This window comes from Kitasatospora sp. NPDC054795, from assembly GCF_053611565.1.
This window is the reverse complement of the sequence record NZ_JBSHAP010000006.1, coordinates 121209-136502: the sequence shown is the minus strand read 5'-3', so window position 1 is coordinate 136502 and position 15294 is coordinate 121209. Positions and strand designations below refer to the sequence as shown.

Below are 15294 nucleotides of genomic sequence, written 5' to 3'. Positions count from 1 at the left end.
TTCCGGGTGGGGCCCGCCTGCCCGCCGGGCGGCGGGCCCGGCCTGCGGGTGCCCCCCGCCCCCCCCCGGGGGGGCAGGGGGGGTGGGCGGCCGCACGACAACAGACGGAAAACAGCGAACAGCTGACAGATTTCGAAATCTGTCAGCTGTTCGCTGTCATCTGTTACCGGTCGCCTGTTACCGGTCACCTGTCACTCGCGACCCGGCGACGACCGGGCGGCTCACCGACCGGCGATCGCGTGCACGAACTTCGCGCCGTCGATGGTGCCCAGGCCGCTGGCGAGGTCGTAGCCCTCGGTGGCGTTGTAACCGGTGACGCCGTTCCAGCCGTTGTCGCCCTGCTTGACGTCCACGATGCCGCTCCACTTGCTCGGCAGCAGGTTCATGCCGTAGAGGCGCCAGTTGAGCTGGCCGAGGCGGTGGCCGGCGAGCTGGTCGGCGAGCGCGACGACGCCCGAGAACAGCGGGGTGGCCTCGCTGGTGCCGCCGGTGAGGTGCCAGCCGACCGAGGTCGGGTCGTAGGACTCGTAGGTCCAGGCGGCGCCGTCCACGGCCGCGCTCATGCTGATGTCCGGGGTGCCGCGGTGGTTGCCGGTGACGCCGGCGACGCCGGCCTGGTACCACGGGCGCTCGAAGATGCCCGAGACGCCACCGCCGCCGGCGCCGGACTTGTCGTGCCACACCTTGTCGGGCGCGGTGCGGTTGCCGGAGTCGTCCAGGGTGAGCTGGGTGCCGCCGATGGAGGTGACCAGCGGGTCCGAGGACGGCCAGGAGTTGACCTTGTACGGGTACAGGTCGCTGCCGTTCTCCTGGGCGTCGGTGGCGCCGTTGTCGCCGGAGGCGGCGAGCACGGTCACGTTGTGGTCGGCGGCGGCCTGGAAGGCGTACCGCAGATCGGTGAGCGACTTGAAGTCGCCCTTGTCGTAGCCCGGGAAGGTGTTCTCGGTGGCGCCGAAGCTCTGCGAGATGACGTCGGCGCGGCCGGCCTTGATGAGGGCCTTCTCGGCGTCCATCATCTCGGGCAGGCCGGTGGTGCCCTCGGTCTCGGCGACGCCGGTCTCGACCAGGATGATGTGGGCGTCGGGGGCGATCGCGTGGGCGTACTCGACGTCCAGGGTGGTCTCGCCGGCCCAGCCGGTGTGGTCGGGGTTCTTCGGGTCCCAGGTGGGGACGTTGCCCCACTTGACCACCTCGACGTTGGTGTCCGGGATGCCCCACTGCTTGTCGAAGACCTCCAGGTCGTGCTGGATGGTCGGCGAGCCGAAGGAGTCGACGATGACGATCGTGCGGCCCTTGCCGGTGATGCCCTCCTGGTACAGCGGGTTCAGGTTGTAGGCGGCCCGGTACTGGAGCGGCGAGTAGCAGTGGATGCCGACCTGGCTGACGCACTGGGTGGTGCTCAGCGGCGCGGGGCGGCCCTGGGCGCTGTGCTGCCCGAAGGAGGCGGGGCGGACGTGGACGCCCGTGAGGTCGTGGGCGGGGGAGGCGATCGCGGTACCGGCGGCCGGTACGGCGACGGTGCCGGCCGTGAGGGCGGTGGCCCCCACGGCGAGAAGGGCCAGGGCGCGGCGGAGGGTGGCGGGGCTGCCCATGGGGCTCCTTGGGGCGCAGGGCCTGACCTGGTTCGGTCGGGTCGGTCCGGCCATCCCATCGAGAGCCGCATGATCATGCCATAGTCAATTGGTGGGGTCATATGATCAAGGGCATGGTCATGCTCGGCCACGCGAAAAGGTAAAGGTCGCCCCAGGGGAAAGTAACTTCCCACTTGGGGCGACCTGGTGACGATGCGTCAGAAAGGTGGCTAGCGCGCCCCGCCGTTGACGTACAGCGTCTGCCCGCTGACGTAGGAGGCCTCCTCGCTGGCCAGGAAGGCGACGACCGAGGCGATCTCCTCCGGCTGTCCGACCCGGCGCAGCGGCGTCCGGGCGGCGACCTCGCCCTGGTGGTCCTCGGCGCTGCTGCCGACCCGTTCGGCGGTGGCCGCGGTCATCGCGGTGGCGATGTACCCGGGCGCGACGGCGTTGACGTTGATGTTGAACGGGCCCAGCTCGATCGCCAGGGTCGCGGTGAGGCCCTGGATGCCGGCCTTGGCGGCCGCGTAGTTGGCCTGGCCCCGGTTGCCGAGGGCGGAGCGCGAGCTGAGCGAGACGATCTTCCCGTACTTCTGCGCCACCATGTACTTCTGGGCCACGTGGCTGCAGTTGTACGCGCTGGTCAGGTTGACCGTCAGCACCGCGTCCCAGTCGGCCTTGGGCATCCGGAAGAACAGGTTGTCCCGGGTGATCCCGGCATTGTTGACCAGGATGTGCAGTCCGCCGAGGTCCGCCGCGACCTGGGCGAACACCGCCTCCACGGCGTCGTAGTCGGCCACGTCGCAGCCGTACGCCCGTGCGGTGCCGCCCTTGGCGGTGATCTCGGCGACCGTCCCGGCCGCCCGCTCGGCGGTGAGGTCGACGACGGCGACCGCCGCGCCCTCCTCCGCCAGCCGGCGGGCGGTGGCCGCCCCGATGCCCTGCGCCGCGCCGGTCACCACGGCGACCTTGCCCGCGAACCGCGTCATGTGAACTCCTCGGTGGTTAGGATCGACAGTCGACAAGTTGACGGTCGACAAGCGGTGGACCACGGATGGTCAGACGTTTTCGACCAGCACGGCCGTTCCCTGCCCCACACCCACGCACATGGTGGCCAGGCCGCGCCGGGCACCGGTACGGCGCATCCGGTGCAGCAGGGTGGTGAGGATGCGGGCGCCGGAGCCGCCCAGGGGGTGGCCGAGCGCGATCGCCCCGCCGCTGGGGTTGACCACCTCCTCGGCCTGCTCCGGGCCGAAACCGATGCCGTCGGCGGAGGCCAGCGCCTGGGCGGCGAAGGCCTCGTTCAGTTCGGCGGTGTCCAGATCGGCGAGCGACCAGCCGGCCCGCGCGAGCACCTTCGCCGTGGCCGGTACCGGACCGATGCCCATGACATCCGGGTGCACCCCGGCCGAGGCGCCGGCCACGTACCGGCCGAGCGGCTGGAGCCCGAGGTCGCGCAGCGCCTCCTCGCCGACCAGGACGAGCCCGGCCGCGCCGTCGTTCATCGGCGAGGCGTTCCCGGCGGTGACCGTGCCCCCGGCGCGGAACACCGGTTTGAGGCCGGCGAGCCTCGCCAGGCTGGTGTCCTCGCGGATGCCCTCGTCCCGGCTCACCGTCACGCCGTCCGGCCGCTCGACCGGGACCAGTTCGGCGTCGAAGTGCCCGTCCTTGCGGGCGGCGCCGGCCCGCTGGTGGCTGCGCAGCGCGAAGGCGTCCTGGCGCTCCCGGCCGATGCCGTACCGGGCGGCCACCTCCTCGGCGGTCTCGCCCATGCTGAGCACGCCGTGCAGTTCGGCCATCCGCGGGTTGGTGAGCCGCCAGCCGAGCCGGGTGTCGAAGGTCTCCATCCGGTGCGGCAGCGCCTCGTCCGGGCGGGGCAGGACGAAGGGCGCGCGGGTCATCGACTCGCAGCCGCCGGCCAGCACCACGTCCGCCTCGCCGGAGCCGATGGCCCGGGCGGCGAGGGTGACGGCCTCCAGGCCGGAGGCGCAGAGCCGGTTGACGGTGGCTCCGGGGACGGTCTCCGGCAGGCCGGCCAGCAGGACGGCCATCCGGGCGGCGTTGCGGTTGTCCTCGCCGGCCTGGTTGGCGGCGCCCCAGTAGACGTCGTCGATCCGGGCGGGGTCGAGCGCGGGGACGTCGGCGAGCAGGGCGCGCAGCACGGTGGCCGAGAGGTCGTCCGGGCGGACCGTGGCGAGCGCGCCGCGCAGCCGGCCGATGGGTGTGCGGCGGGCGGCGGCGAAGTAGACGGGACGCACGTCGTCGGGCTCCTTGTCGGGTGGCGGGGCGGTGGTGTCCGTGGGCGGGTTCAGAAGGCGTTGACGCCGGTCAGGGCGCGTCCGATGAGCAACTGGTGGATCTGGCTGGTGCCCTCGTAGAGCGTCATCACCCGCGCGTCGCGCAGGTATTTGCCGACCGGATACTCGTCGATGAAGCCGTAGCCGCCGAAGACCTGGAGCGCGTTGTTGGCGGCCCGCACGGCGGCCTCGCTGGCGTACAGCTTGGCGACGGAGGACTCGGTGGCGAACGGCAGGCCGCGCTCGATGTGGTCGGCGACCTTCCAGGTGAGCAGCCGGGCCGCCTCGACGTCCACGGCGATGCCGGCCAGCAGTTCCTGGACGAGCTGGTGCGCGGCGATCGGCTTGCCGAACTGCTCGCGCTCGCCCGCGTAGCGGACGGCGGCCTCCAGACAGGCCCGGGCGATGCCGACGCAGCCGGCCGCCACCGACATCCGGCCCTTGGCCAGCGCGGCCATCGCCACCGTGAAGCCCTTGCCGACCTCGCCGAGCCGGGCGGTGTCCGGCACCCGGACGTCCTCGAAGGAGAGCCCGGCGGTGGCCTGGCCGCGCAGGCCGAGCTTGCCGTGGATCTCGGTGCGGGTGAAGCCGGGCAGGTCGGTGGGGACCAGGAAGGCGGTGATGCCCCGGTGGCCGCGCTCCTGCGGTCCGTCGCCGCCGGTGCGGGCGAAGACCAGCGCGACGTCGGCCCAGGTGCCGTTGGTGATGAAGGTCTTGGCGCCGCTGATCAGCCAGTGGTCGCCGTCCCGGACGGCCCGGGTGGTGAGGTTGGCGGCGTCCGATCCGGTGCCCGGCTCGGTGAGCGCGAAGCAGGCGAGGGACTCGCCGGAGGTGAGCCGGGGCAGCCAGTGCCGCTTCTGCTCCTCGGTGCCGAAGGCGTTGACGGACTTGCCGACCAGGCCGAGCGAGACCGAGACGATCCCGCGCACGGCCGAGTCGCCGCGCCCGAGCTCCTCCAGCACGAGGCAGTACGCGAGGTGGTCGCCGCCGCTGCCGCCGTACTCCTCCGGGATGGTCAGCCCGAGGAAGCCGACCTTCGCCAGCTTGCCGACGATCGCCCGGTCGACGGACTCGGCGCGGTCCCACTCGGCGGCGTACGGGACGATCTCGCGGTCGGTGAAGGAGGCGGCGAGGTCACGGACGGCGCTCTGCTCCTCGGACAGCTCCAGGTTCACGGCGGCTCCCGAATCCGGTGTCCTGGGCCCGGTGCGGGGTCCGGGCCGATTAAACTAGCGCTGCAAGTTTTATGAGGGCGACTGTAGCCCCGCCCGGCCCGCGCTGGGAAGGGGCACCTGCCAGAATCGGTCCCCGACACACCCGACCGGAGGAACCCGCCGCGATGGCCCGTCCACGCACCCCGCTGCTCAGCCGCGAGCGCATCGTCGCCGCCGCACTGCGGCTGATCGACGACGAGGGGCTGGACGCCCTCTCCACCCGCCGACTCGCCACCGAGCTGTCCGTCAGCGGGCCCTCGCTCTACAACCACTTCGCCACCAAGGACGACCTGCTGGACGCGGTGGTGGACAGCGTCATCGGCGAGGTCGACCTGTCGATGTTCGGGGCCGCGGCCGGGGCCGTGGGGGACGCCGGGGCCGCGGGAGCTGCTGGGAGTACCGGGAGCGCCTGGCCGCAGGCGCTGCGCGACTGGGCGCGCTCCTACCGCGCCGCGCTGGCCGCTCACCCCAACATCGTCCCGGTCCTGGCCCAGGGCCCCGGGCGCCGGCCGAACGCGCTGCGGCTGGCCGACGCGGTCTTCGGCCACCTGGTCGAGTCCGGGTGGCCCCGCGGACAGGCCACCAGGATCGGCGCCCTGATGCGCTACTTCGTCACGGGCTCGGCGCTCGCCTCCTTCGCGGCCGGATTCCCGGCGGACGCCGAGGTCTACGACGCGGCCGACTACCCGCACCTCGGTGAGGCGCACCGACTGGCCGGGCACCGGGGGACGGTGGACGAGGGCGCCTTCGAGACCGGGCTGGAGGCGCTGCTCGACGGGCTCGCCCTGCGCTACGCCCGGCTCGCCGAGCGGCCCTGACCCGTCGAGCGATGCCCGCCGCGCGACGCCTGGCCGGCCTCGCCTCTTCGCCGTGCGGGCCCGGCCCTGCGGAAACGACGCGGCCCCCGCGCCTCCGCGCCGATCGCGCGGGGGTGCGGGGGCCGGGAGGCCGAGGGACGGCGGATCAGCCCATGTCCTCCAGCCGGACACCCTTGGTCTCCTTCATGAACTTCGCCACGAAGAGGACGGACAGCGCCGCGAAGGCGGCGTAGACCAGGTAGGTCGCCGACAGGTTCCAGTGCGACATGGACGGGAACGAGACGGTGATCACCCAGTTCGCGATCCACTGCGCGGAGGCGGCGACGGAGAGGGCGGCGGCGCGGATCCGGTTCGGGAACATCTCGCCGAGCATCACCCAGACGACCACGCCCCAGGACATCGCGAAGAACAGCACGAAGGCGTTGGCGGCGACCAGCGCGACGGTGCCCTGGAGGTCGGGCAGGGTGAGGTTGTCCCCGCTGCCGGTGGCCGAGGAGAAGGCCCAGCCGGCGGTGCCGAGCGCAACCGCCATGCCGACCGAGCCGATCAGGGCGAGCGGCTTGCGGCCGATCCGGTCGACCAGCACGATCGCGATCACGGTGCCGAGGATGTTGATCACCGAGCCGACGAAGCTGATCAGCAGCGAGTTGCTCTGGTCGATGCCGACCGACTGCCACAGGATCGACGAGTAGTAGAAGATCACGTTGATGCCGACCAGCTGCTGGAAGACCGACAGGCCGATGCCGACCCAGACGACGGGGAGCAGACCGAACCGGCCGCCGAGCAGGTCGCGGAAGCGCGGGCGGTGGTCGGAGGCGATCAGCGACTGGATCTCGGCGATCCGGGCGTCGGTGTCCGTTCGCTCGCCCTCGACCTCGGCGAGCACCTTGCGGGCGTCGTCCAGGCGCTCGGCCTGGATCAGGTAGCGCGGGGACTCGGGGATGACCGAGGAGAGCACGAAGTAGACCGCGGCCGGGACGACGCAGATGCCGAGCATCCACTGCCAGGCCTCCAGCCCGAGCAGCTGGCCGCGGGTGTCGCCGCCGGCCGCCTGCGCCAGCACCCAGTTGACCAGCTGGGATATCGCGATGCCGAGCACGATGGCGGCCTGCTGGAAGGAGGCCAGCCGGCCCCGGTACTTGGTCGGCGCGACCTCGGCGATGTAGGTCGGGGCGATCACCGAGGCGATGCCGATGGCCGCGCCGCCGAGGACGCGCCAGAGGGCGAGGTCCCAGGCGGAGAACGGCAGCATCGAGCCGACCGCGCTGATCGCGAAGAGCAGCGCGCCCGCCTTCATGACCTTGATGCGGCCGTACCGGTCGGCGAACCGTCCGGCGAACGCGGCGCCGACCGCCGAGCCCAGCAGCGCGGAGGAGACGATCAGGCCGGTCACGCCGCTGCCGACGCCGAACTTCTCCTGGATCCCGGAGACGGCGCCGTTGATCACGGAGCTGTCGTAGCCGAAGAGGAAGCCGCCGAGGGCCGCTGCCGCGGTGATGAAGACGACGAAGCCGAGGCGGCCGGGCGCGGGGGCCTCGACCGCCCCGGAGGGCTTCTGGGTGACGCTCACGATCTGACTCCTGGTACTCAACGCTGAGCTCGGTAGCCGAGATCGTAACCCCTATTCGTTTAAGTCTTGTACACCTGGACCCTCAAGTTTCGCTCTGAGAATTCGTAAGGTGAACAAGCAAATTGGGCCGCCCGGGTGTGCCGGTCAGGCCGGCGAGGCGAGGGAGAGTCCGAACCGGCCCCGGGGGTCGGTCCACCAGTGGCTCAGTCGCAGCCCGGCCGCCGACAGCTCCCGGGCCACCCGTTCCCGGCGGAACTTGGCCGAGACCTCGGTGCGCAGCTCCTCGCCCCGGGCGAAGTGCACCGGCAGGTCCAGGGTCGGGATCTTCACGGTCTGCGAGCGCAGCGAGCGCAGCCGCATCTCGATCCACTCCTGTTCGGCGTCCCAGAGCGCGACGTGCTCGAAGGCCTCCGGGTCGAAGTCGGCGCCCAGCTCGCGGTTGAGCACGTTCAGCACGTTCCGGTTGAACTCGGCGGTCACCCCGGCGTCGTCGTCGTAGGCGGCGACCAGCACCGCCGGGTCCTTGACCAGGTCGGTGCCGAGCAGCAGGAAGTCGCCCGGGTCGAGGGCGGCGCGCAGGCCGCGCAGGAAGGCGGCGCGCTCCTGGGGCAGCAGGTTGCCGAGGGTGCCGCCGAGGAAGGCGACCAGGCGCGGGCCGCCCTCCGGCGGCAGCCCGAGCCGGGTGGTGAAGTCGGCGAGCACGCCGTGCACCGCGAGTCCGGAGTACTCGGCGGCGAGCGCGGCGCCGGCCGCGGTCAGGGCGCTCTCGCTGACGTCCACCGGGACGTACGTCTCCAGGGTGCCGAGCGCGCGCAGGGCGTCCAGCAGCAGCCGGGTCTTCTCGGAGGAGCCGGAGCCCAGTTCGACCAGGGTGCGGGCCCCGGTGGCGGCCGCGATCTCGCCGGCCCGGGCGGTCAGGATGGCCCGCTCCGCGCGGGTCGGGTAGTACTCGGGCAGTCGGGTGATCTCCTCGAACAGCTCGCTGCCCCGCGCGTCGTAGAACCACTTCGGCGGCAGCCACTTGGGCTGCGAGGTCAGCCCGTGCCGCACGTCGTGGCGCAGCGCGGTGCTGAAGTGGTCGGAGGGCAGCAGTCGGACGAGATCGAAGGTGTCCATGACAGGGTGGTTCCTCTGTTCAGAAGATGAAGGGAGAGTGGGGGGTCAGTCGCGGCCGGGGAGGCGGTTCACGGCGATGCCGCGCGCGTCCACCAGCAGCAGCGAACCGTCCGGGACGGGCGTCCAGCCGGGCGCGTCGTCGTACGGCTCGGAGGCCACCACCGTGCCGAGGCCCGGCAGCGTGCGGTGGTACAGGGTGTCGCCCCAGGTGGTCGCGGCGATCGCGGTGCCGTCGGTGAGCAGCAGGTTGAGCCGGCCGGTGGTGTGCGCGGCGACATCCGCCACGGTGCCCGCCAGCGCCTCGCCGAGCCCCGCGCCGGCCCGCAGCCGGTGCAGGGCGAGCGCCCACAGCAGCGCCGAGTCGGTGCGCGCCTGCAGGTCCAGCAGCTCGGCCGGGGGCAACAGGGCGGCCAGGGCGTCCAGCTTGCCGGGCCAGCCGGCCACCGCGCCGTTGTGGCTGAACAGCCAGCGCTCGGCGGCGAACGGCGCGGCCGCGCCCTCGCCCGGCGCGCAGCCCTCGGTGGCGGAGCGGACGGCGGCCAGCAGCGCCCGGGTGCGGACCACCCGGGCGAGGTCGGCGAAGGTCTCGTCCGCCCAGATCGGACCGGTCCGGCGGTAGCGGGCGGGTACTTCGTCGCCGTCCGCGTACCAGCCGAGGCCGAAGCCGTCCGCGTTGACCGTGCCGTACTGCTGGACCCGGGGGGCCCAGGACTGCCGGTACAGGCTGTACGGCGGCTGCACCAGCAGTTCTCTGGGTGTCAACGGCTCGCCCAGATAGGCGATGTGACGGCACATCAGGCCGACTCCAGGTCGCGCGCGGTGCGGAACCCGGCGAAGATCTGCCGCCGGATCGGGTAGTCCCAGTTGCGGAAGGTGCCCCGGCAGGCCACCGGCGCCACCGCGAAGCAGCCGCCGCGCAGCACCTTGTACTCGGGGCCGAAGAACACCTCCGAGTACTCCTGGTACGGCCAGGCCCGGAATCCCGGGTAGGAGCGGAAGTCGCTGGCCGTCCACTCCCACACGTCGCCGATCAACTGGCGCACCCCGTACGGGGACTGCCCCTTCGGGTAGCTGCCCGCACCGGCCGGGCGCAGATGGCGCTGGCCGAGGTTGGCGTGCTCGGGGCCGGGCGGCCCGTCGCCCCAGGGGTAGCGGCGGGAGCGGCCGGTGGCCGGATCGTGCCGGGCCGCCTTCTCCCACTCGGCCTCGGTCGGCAGCCGCCGTCCGGCCCACCGGGCGTACGCGTCCGCCTCGTACCAACTGACGTGCAGGACCGGCTCGTCCGGCTCTACCGGTGCGACCGTGCCGAAGCGCCGGCGCAGCCACTGGCCGTCCAGGTGGCGCCAGAAGAGCGGGGCGGTCAGGTCGGCGCGCCGGCGGTGCTCCCAGCCCTCCGGCGTCCACCAGCGCGGGTCGTCGTAGCCGCCGTCCGCTATGAACCGCTGGTAGGCCGCGTTGGTGACCGGGGTGGTGTCCAGCAGGAAGGCTGGCAGGTCGACGGTGTGCGCCGGGCGCTCGTTGTCCAGCGCCCACGGCTCGGTGTCCGTTCCCATGGTGAACGGCCCTGCGGGGATGAGGACTTCGGCGGGCAGGGTGGCCGCTTCGGCGGGCGCGGGCGGCGGCGGGGGAGCGGCCAGGGCCGGCTCGCCGGTGCGCAGCTGGTGGGTGATCAGCATGGTCTCGTCGTGCTGCTGCTCGTGCTGGGCGATCATCCCGAACGCGAACCCGGCCTCCAGCAGCGGCGCGCCCTCCAGCGGGCTGGCGGCCAGCAGGTCCAGCACCCGGCCGCGCACCTCGTGGGCGTAGGCGCGGGCCTCGGCCGGCGGCAGCAGCGGCAGGGCGGGGCGCTCGGCGCGGGGGTGCTGGAAGGCGTCGTAGAGCGGATCGATCTCCGGGTGCATCGGGTCGCGGCCGCCGACGTTGCGCAGCAGCCAGAGCTCCTCCTGGTTGCCGATGTGCGCGAGGTCCCAGACCAGCGGGGACATCAGCGGGGAGTGCTGGGCGGTGAGATCGCCGTCCTCGACGCAGTCGGTCAGGGCGGCGGTGCGGGCGCGGGCGGCCAGCAGCTCGGTGGCGATGCTCTCGCGCAGTGCCTCGGTGCCGGCGGTGCCGGCGGTGCCGAGGCCGTCGAGGCTGCCGGTGGGGCCGGTGAGGCCGGTTCCACCCGTGGCGTCGGTACGGTCCGTGCTGCCTGCCCCGGCATCCCCGTGGGATCGGACGTCGGTCATGATGCGGCCTCCTCCGGGGGAGTGCGTCGGGTGCCGGAGCGCAGGGCGTCCAGCTGGTCGTCGGCCGGGCAGCGGCCGCGCGCGGGGTAGCGCTCGGCGAACTCGGCGACGGTGGTGCGCAGCCGCCCGGCACCGGGCAGGCGGCCCAGTGCGGCGTCGGCGGCGGCGAAGCAGGCGAGGGCGGCGCGGCGCAGCTCGGGGTCGGCCGTCGCCAGGGTGGCGGCGCGGCGCCAGACCCCGCTGCGCGGCGGTCGCGGGCCGTCCGCCCCCTCCCGCCGGTCGATGGCGTCCAGCGGCTCCAGCGCGGCCAGTGCGGCATCGGCGGCCAGCGCGTCCTCCAGCAGTGCGGTGACCAGCGCGGTGACCACCACCCAGCCGTCCCCGGGCTGGGCGTCGATCATCCGCAGCTCCAGGTGGCCGCGCGGGCGCACCGGCGGGAAGAGGGTGGTGCGGTGGTAGTCCAAGTCGTCGAGGGTGGGCGGGCGTTCGCCCCCGCCGCGGATCCAGTCGCGGAACGTCAGACCGGCCGGGGCCGTCCAGGGCAGGCCCTCGGGCCGTCGCACGCACAGCACCCGGGCGTCCAGCACGTACTGCGCCCACGCCTCGCGCGGATCGCCGTGGTCCGGCTCGGGGGCCAGCGTGCGGGTCGGGTCCATCCTGGACCAGACGGTCTGCCGGGTGGACCGGTGACCGGTCGGACTGCCTTCCAGGATCGGCGAGTTGGCGAAGGCGGCGACCAGCACCGGGCCCAGCAGATGGGCCAGTCGCCAGCGGCGCTCCACCGCGTGCGGACCGTCCGTGTCGCCAGCGTCCAGGCACACCTGCACCGACGCGGTACCGGTCATCATGATCCGGCCCCAGGGCCCCGCGGAGTCGAAGAAGCGCTCCATCGCGAGGTAGCGGGGGTGGTCCAGCACCATCGGTCGGGGACGGGCCAGCGGGTCCGTTCCGGTGCCGGTGAGTCGAAGGCCCTGCGCCGCGAAGGCGGCCCGCAGGGCGGTCAGATCACGTCGGGTGTCCTCGACGCAGGCCAGGAGGCCGGTGGCGGGCGGGGAGCTGAGCTCGACCTGTCCGCCGGGTTCGAGCGTGAGGCGCGAACCGGAGGGGAGGGAGTCGCCGTCCGGGCCGCCGAGGGGCAGCGAATCCAGTGCGGCGTGGAGCAGTTCCGGCCGTACGGGCCGGGTGGGACATTGATCGTCATGGACGAACCACTCGACCTCCACCCCCACCAGGCGGGGCGGTCCGATCTTGAAGCAGACGCCCGACACGTGGCTGCGCGCCCCCGATTCGGTCAACGGGGTCACCCCCGACGGGGGTAGTGGCGTGCTCTGCCGTTCGGGCGGAGTGGTGCGGGATACCGGTATCACCGGACTCACCATCCTCGGGATCACGATTGCGGCCCGGTCTACCCTGCCCAGTCTGCTACGGAGCATGCGGGGGCGCCCCGCAAAATTCGCGTGAACGCTCGTTTTCGCAGGTCAGAGGTGTGGCGAACGAGTGAGGGCGGGATTTTCCGGCCGACCGGCGGGCGGGGCCCGGGCCCGATCCGGCCGGGGCATGTGCCGGGGTCACAGGCGCTCCAGCCGTTCCAGGACGGTCGTCAGGACCGGCCCCGGCAGGGCGTAGTTCAGCCGCAGCGAACCCCGGCCGCCGGAGCCGAACTCGGCGCCGTCGGAGGCCTCCAGGCCGCAGCGCTCCAGCAGGGCCCGGCGGGCGTCGGCGGGCGGCAGGCCGAGCGCGGCGGCGTCCAGCCAGAGCAGGTAGGAGGCGTGCGGGGCGGAGCGGACGGCGGGCCCGAGCCGGTCGGTCAGCCGGGTGCGGGCGGCGGTCAGGTGGGCGAGCAGCGCGTCCAGCCAGGGGCCGCCCTCGCGCAGTGCCGCCTGCTGCACGGTCTGTTCCAGTAAGCCGCCCTCCCAGAGGCCGTAGCCGGCCAGTGCCTCGGTGAACCGGGTGCGCAGCCCGGCATCGGGGACGAGGGCGAAACCGCTGGGGATGCCGGAGCAGTTGAAGGTCTTGCCGACGGAGTTGAGGGTGACGACGTGGCGCAGGTGCGCCGGGTCGGCGGTGGCGACGGCGACGGGGTGGGCGCGGCCGGGGTGGGTGAGGTCGCCGTGCACCTCGTCCGAGACCAGCAGCGCGCCGCTCTCGGCCGCCCGCGCGGCGAGACCGCGCACCGCGCCGAGGGGCCACACGGTGCCGGAGGGGTTGTGCGGGTTGCTCAGCAGTACGGCGCCGGCGGGGCGGGGGAGCGGGCCGTGCGGGAGCCGGTAGCCGTCCGGGCCCAGGTGCAGCGGCAGTGCGTGGTGGGGGAGGCCGGCCGCGCGGCAGAGCTGGGCGAAACCGCCCCACTCGGGGGTGGGGAAGAGGACGGGGGCCTGCGGCCGTACGGTCTCCAGCAGGATGCGCAGCGCGGTGCGCGGGCCGCAGGGCAGCAGCAGGACCCAGTCCGGGTCCACCGCGGCGCCGTGCCGGGCGCGGTACCAGTCGGCCACCAGGGTGCGGCCGGCCGGGTCGCACACCGTGTAGCCGTACGCGCGGTGGCGGGCGCGCCGTTCCAGCGCCTCGGCGACGGCGGGCGGGCCGGGCAGGTCCATGTCGGCGAGGCTCATCGGGATCACCTCGGGTGCGCCCGCGCGGGCCCACTTGCTGCTGCCGGTGCCGGTCCGGTCGAAGGGGGCGTCGAACCCGAAGTCGAACCCCAAGTCGGGGCCGGGGCCGAGGGCACCGCGAACAGATGACAGATTTCGAAATCTGTCATCTGTTTGCTGAAAGCTGTCGTCCGTCATCTGTTCGCCGTCACCGGCCGCTCGTCGTCCGTCGTCCCGCCGCCCGCCAGGTGGGCGGCGAGCCCCCGCCGCCCCCGGCGCATCATCACCGCGTGGTTGGCCCGGAACAGCGGGTGCAGCGGCAGGGCGAGCCGGCGCAGCAACGGCTTGCCGGGTCGGGTGTCCTCCTCGAACAGCACCCGGCTGCCCGTGCTGCCCGTGCCGCCCGTGCCGCCGTCGGCGTCCGGCGTCACCGTGAACCGCGTCCACCCGGTCAGGTCGCCCCGCATGATCACCTCCAGCACCCCGGCGGCCGGGTCGCGCCGGGTCGCCACCAGGCCGATCACCAGCCGGTACGGCAGCAGCGCGCGCACCACCACGTCCCCGCGGTCCTCGCCGGTCGGCCGAACCTCGCGGATCTCCGGCCACCACAGCGGGTAGCTCCGCACGTCCTCCAGTGCCGCGTACACGGCGGGCGCCGGAGCCGCGAGCCGCCAGACGCCCCGGAATCGGTAGTGGTTGGGGTCCACCACCCCACCCTAGTGCGGCCCGGCCGGCCCGAGGGGCGAACGCCGGTGGACCGTTGTCGAGTTGGTCCCCGGTGTGGACCCGCGCCGGCGGACGGGCGTTCCGGAGGTGTCCGTCCTTCGGGAAGGATGCATTCCGCTTGCACCCGTTCGGGGTGCGGGGGAGGATCTTGTGTGCTTGTAGTCTCAACAGTCACAGCGGCATCCCCAGGGTGCTGCCACCCCAGAACCGGAGTGAAGGAGTCACAGGCATGCGGCGACCGAGCTGGGTACCGGAGGGTACGGACCTGGACAAACCGAACGCCGCGCGGGTCTACGACTACTACCTGGGGGGCTCCCACAACTTCGAGGTCGACCGGGAGATGGCCCGCAAGGCGATGGCCCTGTGGCCGGAGCTGCCGCAGATCATGCGCTCCAACCGCGCCTTCCTGCGCCGCGCCGTGACCTTCCTCGCCGAGCAGGGCGTCAGCCGCTTCCTGGACATCGGCTCCGGCATCCCCACCTTCAGTGCGGTGCACGAGATCGCCCGCGAGATCCGCCCCGGGGCGAAGGTCGTCTACGTGGACCGCGACCCGGTCGCCGTCGCGCACAGCCGTCTGCTGCTGGAGGACGACCGGGACAGCGCCGTCGTCCAGGCCGACCTGCGCGACGTGGCCGACCTGCTGGCCCGCCCCGAGGTCGCCGAGCTGCTGGCGGCCGGCGAGCCGGTGGCCGTGCTGCTGGTCGCCGTCGCCCACTTCGTCAGCGACGAGGAGGACCCGTGGAAGCTGATCGGCGTGATCCGCGACGCCCTCCCGCCCGGCAGCGCGCTGGTGCTCTCGCACGCCTCCCTGGAGGGCCGCCCGGACCAGGCGGAGGACCATCAGAAGCTGTACCGGATGACGCCGACCCCGCTGACCATGCGCACCCACGAGCAGATCACCGCGATGTTCTCCGGTTTCGAGCTGGTCGAGCCGGGAGTGGTCTACCTGCCGCAGTGGCGCCCGGACCAGCCCGGTACGGTCGGTGAGCACCCCGAGCGGATGACCGGGGTGGCGGGCGTGGGGTTCCGCCCTTGATCGGACGCGACGGACGAGGCGCCGACGGCCGTGCGCCCCGCGCGGCGGCCGCCGGAAGCGCGGTGCCGGGCCCGGGCGGCAGCACGACCCGGGGCAACGGGAGCGGCCGAGCGGCCGTCGCCGGGCCCGC

Annotated in this window: 13 protein-coding genes; 2 read left to right on the top strand and 11 right to left on the bottom strand. The window is 73.3% G+C overall.

Annotation, left to right across the window (positions count from 1 at the left end; all coding sequences use genetic code 11):
* Positions 1-221: 221 nt before the first annotated feature.
* The 4 genes from ACWGJO_RS04035 to ACWGJO_RS04020 all read right to left on the bottom strand — a co-directional run bounded on the left by ACWGJO_RS04035 (position 222) and on the right by ACWGJO_RS04020 (position 5043).
* Positions 222-1592, bottom strand: a complete 1371-nt coding sequence (locus tag ACWGJO_RS04035; RefSeq protein ID WP_387685157.1) for a S53 family peptidase — start codon at positions 1590-1592, stop codon at positions 222-224.
* A gap of 209 nt (positions 1593-1801) precedes the next feature.
* Positions 1802-2560 (bottom strand): 3-oxoacyl-ACP reductase FabG, encoded by a 759-nt coding sequence (fabG, locus tag ACWGJO_RS04030; RefSeq protein WP_387685159.1) that lies wholly within the window; start codon positions 2558-2560, stop codon positions 1802-1804.
* A 69-nt stretch (positions 2561-2629) separates the two neighbouring features.
* Positions 2630-3829, bottom strand: a complete 1200-nt coding sequence (locus ACWGJO_RS04025; protein ID WP_452182019.1) for a thiolase family protein — start codon at positions 3827-3829, stop codon at positions 2630-2632.
* Positions 3830-3879: 50 nt separating this feature from the next.
* Positions 3880-5043, bottom strand: a complete 1164-nt coding sequence (locus ACWGJO_RS04020; RefSeq protein WP_387685162.1) for an acyl-CoA dehydrogenase family protein — start codon at positions 5041-5043, stop codon at positions 3880-3882.
* 164 nt (positions 5044-5207) lie between these two features.
* On the opposite strand from ACWGJO_RS04020, the gene ACWGJO_RS04015 reads away from it, so the two are divergent.
* Entirely contained in the window at positions 5208-5900 is a 693-nt protein-coding gene (locus tag ACWGJO_RS04015) for a TetR/AcrR family transcriptional regulator (protein WP_452182018.1), read from the top strand.
* Between the two features lie 145 nt (positions 5901-6045).
* On the opposite strand, the gene ACWGJO_RS04010 is transcribed toward ACWGJO_RS04015, so the two are convergent.
* The 7 genes from ACWGJO_RS04010 to ACWGJO_RS03980 all read right to left on the bottom strand — a co-directional run bounded on the left by ACWGJO_RS04010 (position 6046) and on the right by ACWGJO_RS03980 (position 14109).
* Positions 6046-7470 (bottom strand): sugar porter family MFS transporter, encoded by a 1425-nt coding sequence (locus ACWGJO_RS04010; RefSeq protein ID WP_452182017.1) that lies wholly within the window; start codon positions 7468-7470, stop codon positions 6046-6048.
* Between the two features lie 144 nt (positions 7471-7614).
* Entirely contained in the window at positions 7615-8586 is a 972-nt protein-coding gene (gene egtD / locus ACWGJO_RS04005; protein ID WP_452182016.1) for an L-histidine N(alpha)-methyltransferase, read from the bottom strand.
* A gap of 45 nt (positions 8587-8631) precedes the next feature.
* Entirely contained in the window at positions 8632-9381 is a 750-nt protein-coding gene (egtC, locus tag ACWGJO_RS04000) for an ergothioneine biosynthesis protein EgtC (protein ID WP_452182015.1), read from the bottom strand.
* The gene (gene egtB / locus ACWGJO_RS03995; RefSeq protein ID WP_452182014.1) at positions 9381-10814 is read right to left on the bottom strand and encodes an ergothioneine biosynthesis protein EgtB; all 1434 of its coding nucleotides are present in this window, start codon (positions 10812-10814) and stop codon (positions 9381-9383) included. The genes egtC and egtB overlap by 1 nt, the downstream gene beginning before the upstream one ends.
* The gene (gene egtA / locus ACWGJO_RS03990) at positions 10811-12193 is read right to left on the bottom strand and encodes an ergothioneine biosynthesis glutamate--cysteine ligase EgtA (protein WP_452182013.1); all 1383 of its coding nucleotides are present in this window, start codon (positions 12191-12193) and stop codon (positions 10811-10813) included. The genes egtB and egtA overlap by 4 nt, the downstream gene beginning before the upstream one ends.
* Before the next feature lie 189 nt (positions 12194-12382).
* Positions 12383-13516 carry a MalY/PatB family protein gene (locus tag ACWGJO_RS03985; RefSeq protein ID WP_452182012.1) on the bottom strand — a complete coding sequence of 378 codons (1134 nt, stop codon included), beginning with the start codon at positions 13514-13516 and terminating at the stop codon, positions 12383-12385.
* Positions 13517-13596: 80 nt separating this feature from the next.
* Positions 13597-14109 (bottom strand): SRPBCC family protein, encoded by a 513-nt coding sequence (locus ACWGJO_RS03980; RefSeq protein WP_452182011.1) that lies wholly within the window; start codon positions 14107-14109, stop codon positions 13597-13599.
* Between the two features lie 248 nt (positions 14110-14357).
* Here ACWGJO_RS03980 and ACWGJO_RS03975 point away from each other — a divergent pair, with 248 nt between their 5' ends.
* Positions 14358-15164, top strand: coding sequence for an SAM-dependent methyltransferase (locus tag ACWGJO_RS03975; RefSeq protein WP_359901715.1), 807 nt, complete (start codon positions 14358-14360; stop codon positions 15162-15164).
* The last annotated feature ends 130 nt before the right edge of the window (positions 15165-15294 follow it).

Bases quoted from the DNA above. Each gene is read 5' to 3' on its own strand.
- ACWGJO_RS03975 (WP_359901715.1), top strand. From the start codon at position 14,358: ATGCGGCGACCGAGCTGGGTACCGGAGGGTACGGACCTGGACAAACCG.
- fabG (WP_387685159.1), bottom strand. From the start codon at position 2,560: ATGACGCGGTTCGCGGGCAAGGTCGCCGTGGTGACCGGCGCGGCGCAG.
- egtD (WP_452182016.1), bottom strand. From the start codon at position 8,586: ATGGACACCTTCGATCTCGTCCGACTGCTGCCCTCCGACCACTTCAGC.
- egtB (WP_452182014.1), bottom strand. From the start codon at position 10,814: ATGACCGACGTCCGATCCCACGGGGATGCCGGGGCAGGCAGCACGGAC.
- ACWGJO_RS04035 (WP_387685157.1), bottom strand. From the start codon at position 1,592: ATGGGCAGCCCCGCCACCCTCCGCCGCGCCCTGGCCCTTCTCGCCGTG.
- ACWGJO_RS04015 (WP_452182018.1), top strand. From the start codon at position 5,208: ATGGCCCGTCCACGCACCCCGCTGCTCAGCCGCGAGCGCATCGTCGCC.
- egtC (WP_452182015.1), bottom strand. From the start codon at position 9,381: ATGTGCCGTCACATCGCCTATCTGGGCGAGCCGTTGACACCCAGAGAA.
- egtA (WP_452182013.1), bottom strand. From the start codon at position 12,193: ATGGTGAGTCCGGTGATACCGGTATCCCGCACCACTCCGCCCGAACGG.